Raw genomic sequence first — 5,435 nt, 5'->3', positions numbered from 1 at the left:
TCCGTTGCCTCGGCCGCCGGCGCAGCAGCATTGGCGGCGCCCAGGCGCAGCGCGGTCTCCAGCCCGGTGCCGCCGCCCGGCAGGGTCTTGAGCTGGCGCAGGTCCTCGCCCACCGCCTGGCCCATGAAGGTGACGTGGAACAGCACCGCCGCGCACGACAGCGCGTCCTGGTACGGCTCGACCTCGGTGTCGAGCCCGGGCAGCCGCCCGAGCACGCGCTCGCGCGCGCTGGCCAGCGTGCCGAAGGCATCCATCACCTCGCCGGCCTTGAGCGCGGAGCGGCCCAGCAGTTCGTCGGCGGTCTCGCGCCAGCGGCGGCCCGGCTCAGGGCCGAGCAGCGCTTCCAGCGCCGGGTTCAGCCGCACTTCCTCGCGCTCGCTGTCGAAGGCCAGCGCCACCTGGCCCCGGCTGCCGACTTCGAGCAGCAGCCTGACCGGCCACAGCAGCACGGGCGCGATGCGGGTCTTGGTGTTGCCGCGAGCGTCGCGCGTCAGCAGGAAGGGAAAGCCGAGGTAGAGGCCGTCGATGCCGGTGTCGCGCCGGTACAGCGTGCTGTGCCGGTACAGGCTTTGCAGGCGCAGTTCCAGTTCCGGACGCTCGCCGAACAGCGCCGGGTCCAGCGCCACGGGCTGTGCATTGCGCTGCAGCAGGTGATCGAGCAGGGCGCCGGCGGGACGGCGCGCGCTGTGGAGTTCGCCCAGGTCGATGCGCGCGGTGGTCTTGCCGATGCCCATGCGCACCAGCGGCCCGCGCAGCACGGCGGTGGCCACCTTTTTCTGGAAGAAGTCCAGGATGTCGGCCACGTATTGCTGCTTCTGCGGCGCCAGCCACTGCTCGGCGGGCACCGCCAGCAGCACCAGCGCCTGCGCCAGCGGCAGGCGCCGCTCCAGGCGGAATTGTCCGGCCCAGGCGTCGACCGCCGCCACGCCGCTGCGCGCGAAGCCTTCCAGGCGGGCGTCCACGGCCTGCCAGATCGCCTGCCGGCCCTGCTCGAGCCAGGCGCGGGCGGCCCCTTCGTCGAACGCCAGCACGTCCTCGCGCCGCGCCAGCGCCGCCGCGTCCGCGACGATGGCATCGATCGAGCGGAACAGGCCCGGCGCGGCCGACAGCAGCACGATCAGGTCTTCCTCGCCGATCAGCCGGCGCTCGGCCAGCGACAGCACGCCAGGGTGGCCGCTGTCGGGCAGCAGCCTGCGCCGCGCTTCCCACAGCGCGGCGAGACGCGCGCGCGAGGTCGACAGCAGGTGGATGCGCAGGCTGTCCTCGTCGAGTTCGATCTCGAGGCTGCGCGCGCGCTGGCGGACCTGGGCCGCGCGGGTCTTGAGGCGGACCAGCCAGTGCTCGTTGTCGAAGCGGGACAGCAGGTCGGGCGCCACGCCGCTCAGCAGCGCATAGCCTTGCCCGGGATGCTGCAGCAGCCAGCCGGGCGTCACGATGTCGCCGCGCAGGATCAGCGGCATCTCGGGGTTGAGCAGCCTGAGCGCCAGCATCAGCCGGAAATCGTCCTCCAGGCCTTCATGCCGCGCCACTTCGCGCAGGCCGGACAGGCGCTGCGCGGGCAGCGCGGCGTCCTGCGCCCAGGTCACGACGACGCCGCGCCGCAGGTGGTCGGCAGCCTGGTCCCAGTGCCCGGCTTCGGCCGCGGCGAGTGCGAAGCGCGCCGGGCTGCGATAGCGGCGCCCGCCCAGCTCGATGGCACTGGATGCGCCGCTGTCGTGCTCGGGCGCATCCTCCGCGCCTTCCGCGGGGGCGGCGACCGCCTCGCCGTTCAGCCAGGCCTGTACCTGCGGCCATTGCCAGCGCTGGTTGCGGTCGCGCGCCAGCAGCCCGCGCAGCAGCAGGCGCAGGGCGGGGTCGAGGTCGTCGGGCAGCGCCACGCCGTTGGCCAGCACATGGATCAGGAAGGCCTGCGGATGGATGCCGTCGAAGCAGGCGCCGCCGGTGACCTGCTCCAGCAGGATCATGCCCAGGCTCCACCAGTCGGAGGCCGCCGCCACGCCGCCGGCGATGGCCTCGGGCGCCATATAGCGCGAGGTTTCCAGCGGCGAGACGATGTCGAGGTCGAAGTCCGACAGCCGCGCCGAGCCGAAGCCGCTCACCACCAGGTCGAGCGGCTCGCGCTGGCGCACCAGCAGCGTGCCGGGGCGCAGGTCGCGGTGGCGCAGCCCGGCTTCGGAGAACACATGCAGGGCCTGGCCCAGTTCGCGCACGATATGGCGGATCCGCTCCAGGTCGCCGGCCACGATGCCGAGATCCGCCAGCGTGCCGCCGCTGAGTTCCTCGGCGACTTCATAGGCACGGTCCCGCCAGCGCCCGGTGGCCAGGATCTCGGGCACGTGGGCGCGCGGCAGCCGCTGCAGCAGCTGGTAGACGGCGGGGTCGGGCTCGGCGCCGGCGCGGTAGAGCGTCAGTACGGCATGGCGCGCCGTATCGACCTGCTGCGCGATATAGCGCGCGCGCACGCCGTCGGTGCTGCCGATGCGGCGCAACAGGCGCCAGCCGGCGATGACGGTGCCGATGTCTTCGACGGCATCGCCTTGCGGCGCGGCGGTGGCATGCTGCGCTGCCCCGGTGTTGCTGCCGGCGGCTGGCAGGGCGCCGGTGCCGGTTTCGCCGGCCGGGTCGGCGCCGCATTGCAGGCAGATCAGGTCGTCCGCGGCCATGGCATGGCCATTGAGGCAGTGAACGCTCGCCGCGACCGCGGTTTGCTGCATTGGGGCAGCGGCGGAGGCGGCGACGACAGCGGGCGCGGGACGCCAGCCCGGCGCCTGGATCGCTTCGCCGGACAGGTCCCAGCCGCAGGGCGCCTGGCCGACGAGGCCTTCGCAGAAGATTTCCGCCAGCGAACGTTCGGTCTGGCAGTTGGGGCAAAAGCGCATCATGGCTGGGGATTTTCGTTGTATTCGGACCGCCCGGCGGCGCGGTCTTCGGTAGTCGTCACGGCGTGGCCATGGGTTTGCAGCAGCGCGCGCAGACGGCCCATGTCGCCGCGCCGCGGGATGCCGGCCAGCCATACCGTGCCGTCGTGGTCGAACATCAGGTCGAGCGCGCGGTCGTGCGCGGCCAGCGGGCGCTCGAAGGCGGCGAAGCGCGCGCGTCCGAGCGGCGTCAGCAGGTGCAGGCGCTGGTTGTCGCTGCCGCGCAGCGCCAGCGTCTGCGGCAAGTGCAGGGCGAACGGGTCGGATATCAGCGCGTCGATCAGGCCGTCGGCATGCGCCAGCACGGGCGCCAGCGACCCGATGGGATGGCCGCTGTAGACCAGGATGTCGAGCGCGCTGGCCGCGCGCAGCGCGCGCAGCAGCGCCAGCAGGCCGTCCGGCTGGTCGAAGGGCTCGCCGCCCGAGACGGTGATGCCCTCGGCCTGCGCCAGCCAGGGCGCCAGCGTTGCCATCAGCGCCGCCACGCTCGCGCTGCGCGCGCCGCCCGCCTGCCAGGTATCGGCGGAGATGCAGCCGGGGCAGCGGATCGAGCAGCCTTGCAGCCAGATGCCGACGCGCCGGCCGGGGCCCAGCGTGGTGACCGGGAAATGCAGGCGCGACAGGTCGAGCGACACGTCCGGCGAGACGTCGGGCGACAGGTCAGGCACCGCCTCGGCATCGCTCACAGCCGTTGCAGGCTGAGCTGCGTGAAGGCGCCGGTGGTCAGGCCGGCGATCTCGAAGCGCTCGCCGAGCCGGGCGTCCTGGTCGAACAGGGCGCGCGCCAGCGGGTTGAGCAGGTGCGCCTCGACCTGGTTGCGGATGCCGCGCCCGCCGTTGGAGAGGTCGGCCAGGCAGCGTTCGCGCAATGCCTGCAAGGCGCCGTCGGCCAGCGTCAGGTGCAGGTCCTGGCGCGCCAGGTCGGCCAGCACGTTGTCCACCATCTGCGCGAAGATCTGCGCGGCGACGTCGGTGCGGATGAAATCGAACACGATCACGTTCTCGCCGATGCGGTTGAGGATTTCCGGGCGGTTCAGCTCCAGCTTGAAATACCGTTCGATCTCGGCCCGCACTTTCGCCCGCACGGCCTCGAAGGGCTCGGCCGGGCTGACGTTGGCCACCCGCTCGCCATCCGCGCCGGTGCGGTAGATGCCGAGATTGGAGGTGAACACGATCAGCGCTTCGGAGAAGTACACGCGGTCGCCGCGGCCCGAGGTGAGCACGCCGTCGTCGAGGATCTGCAGGAATTTGTCGAGGATGCGCGGATGAGCCTTCTCGATCTCGTCGAACAGCACCACGGCGAAGGGCTTCTCGCGGATCGCATTGGTCAGCTCGCCCCCCACGTCGTAGCCGACATAGCCGGGCGGCGCGCCGATCAGGCGCTGGTCGGCGTGCTCGGCGCTGAACTCGGACATGTCGAAGCGGATGTAGGCGCTCTCGTCGCCGAACAGCAGGCTGGTGACGGTCTTGGCCAGCTCGGTCTTGCCCACGCCGGTGGGCCCGGCCAGGAAGGCCACGCCGCGCGGCCGCCCGCCGCGCCGCCCGCCGCCCACACCGGTCATGGCGCGCTTGACGATATCGAGCATATGCGTGGCCGCGTGGTCCTGGCCCTTGACGCGCCGGGCGATGAACTCGCCGGCGCCGCGGATGCGGTTGCGGTCGATCTTCAGCCAGGGGTCTTCGGTCACGCCTACCTTGTAGCGGCGCACCGCGTCGGCCACTTGCGCCAGCGGCACGCCCTCCACGCGCGCCAGTTGCGCGATGGCATTGAGATCGAGCAGCAGCATGCCCTCGGTATCGTCGACGAAATCCTGCTGTGCCTGCCGCATGGCCTGGGCATCGGCATCCTGCGCGCCAGCCAGGCCGCGCAGCAGCGCCGGCGCCAGCGCGCGGCGGGCGTGGTGGTCGGGCCTGGCCACCGGGATATGGCGCAGGCGCGGGTTGCCCACCAGCAGCCAGTCGGGCAGGTCGCCCTCCTTGTCCACCACCCACAGGATGCTGTTGAAGAAGGGCTTGCGCGCGGCGCCGGCGGGGCGCGAGCGGGCCTGGTGCGACAGCACCAGCGCGCGGGTGAACAACTGGTGTTCGGCGGGACTGGGGTTGTCGCCGCGCGTGAGCAGCCGCGAGGCGAAATCCACGATCAGCGCGAGCGGCTCGCCGGGGTGGGCGGCGAAGCGTTCCAGCGTGGTGCCGAGCAGGTCGATGCCCGCATTGGCGCGGCCCTCGCTGACGGTCAACCCGAACTGCTGCAGGATGGCTTCGGCCGGCTTGCTGTCCTCGCCGGGCGCGCACAGCGCCTGGAAGCCCGCGATGGGATCGTAGAGAAAGACATGGGCGTAGCCGGCTTCGCGCAGCGCGCCGTGCACGGCCAGCGCGAACGGCTGCGGTGCGATCGTGCCGGGCGCCACCTCGCAGGCCTGCAGGTCGCGCACATTGCCGGACAGCACGAACTGGCTCTTGAGCGGCAGGAAGCGCAGCAGGTCGCGTAGCCAGCGCGGGCGGGTGAAGGCAGGGACGG

At 72.3% G+C, this 5,435-nt stretch carries 3 protein-coding genes; all 3 read right to left on the bottom strand.

Annotated elements, in window-relative coordinates; genetic code table 11:
• A partial coding sequence (locus P3W85_RS12480) for a protein kinase domain-containing protein (RefSeq protein WP_276265003.1) occupies window positions 1-2,882 on the bottom strand: 2,882 nt, incomplete at its 3' end.
• Entirely contained in the window at window positions 2,879-3,604 is a 726-nt protein-coding gene (locus P3W85_RS12475; RefSeq protein ID WP_276265002.1) for a 4Fe-4S cluster-binding domain-containing protein, read from the bottom strand. The genes P3W85_RS12480 and P3W85_RS12475, both read right to left, overlap by 4 nt.
• Window positions 3,601-5,435, bottom strand: a 1,835-nt coding sequence (locus P3W85_RS12470; protein WP_276265001.1) for an AAA family ATPase, incomplete at its 5' end; no start/stop codon positions are given. The genes P3W85_RS12470 and P3W85_RS12475, both read right to left, overlap by 4 nt.

The organism is Cupriavidus basilensis (assembly GCF_029335485.1).
Classification (GTDB): Bacteria; Pseudomonadota; Gammaproteobacteria; order Burkholderiales; family Burkholderiaceae; genus Cupriavidus; species Cupriavidus basilensis_E.
This window is presented reverse-complemented; position numbering and strand designations above follow the sequence as displayed.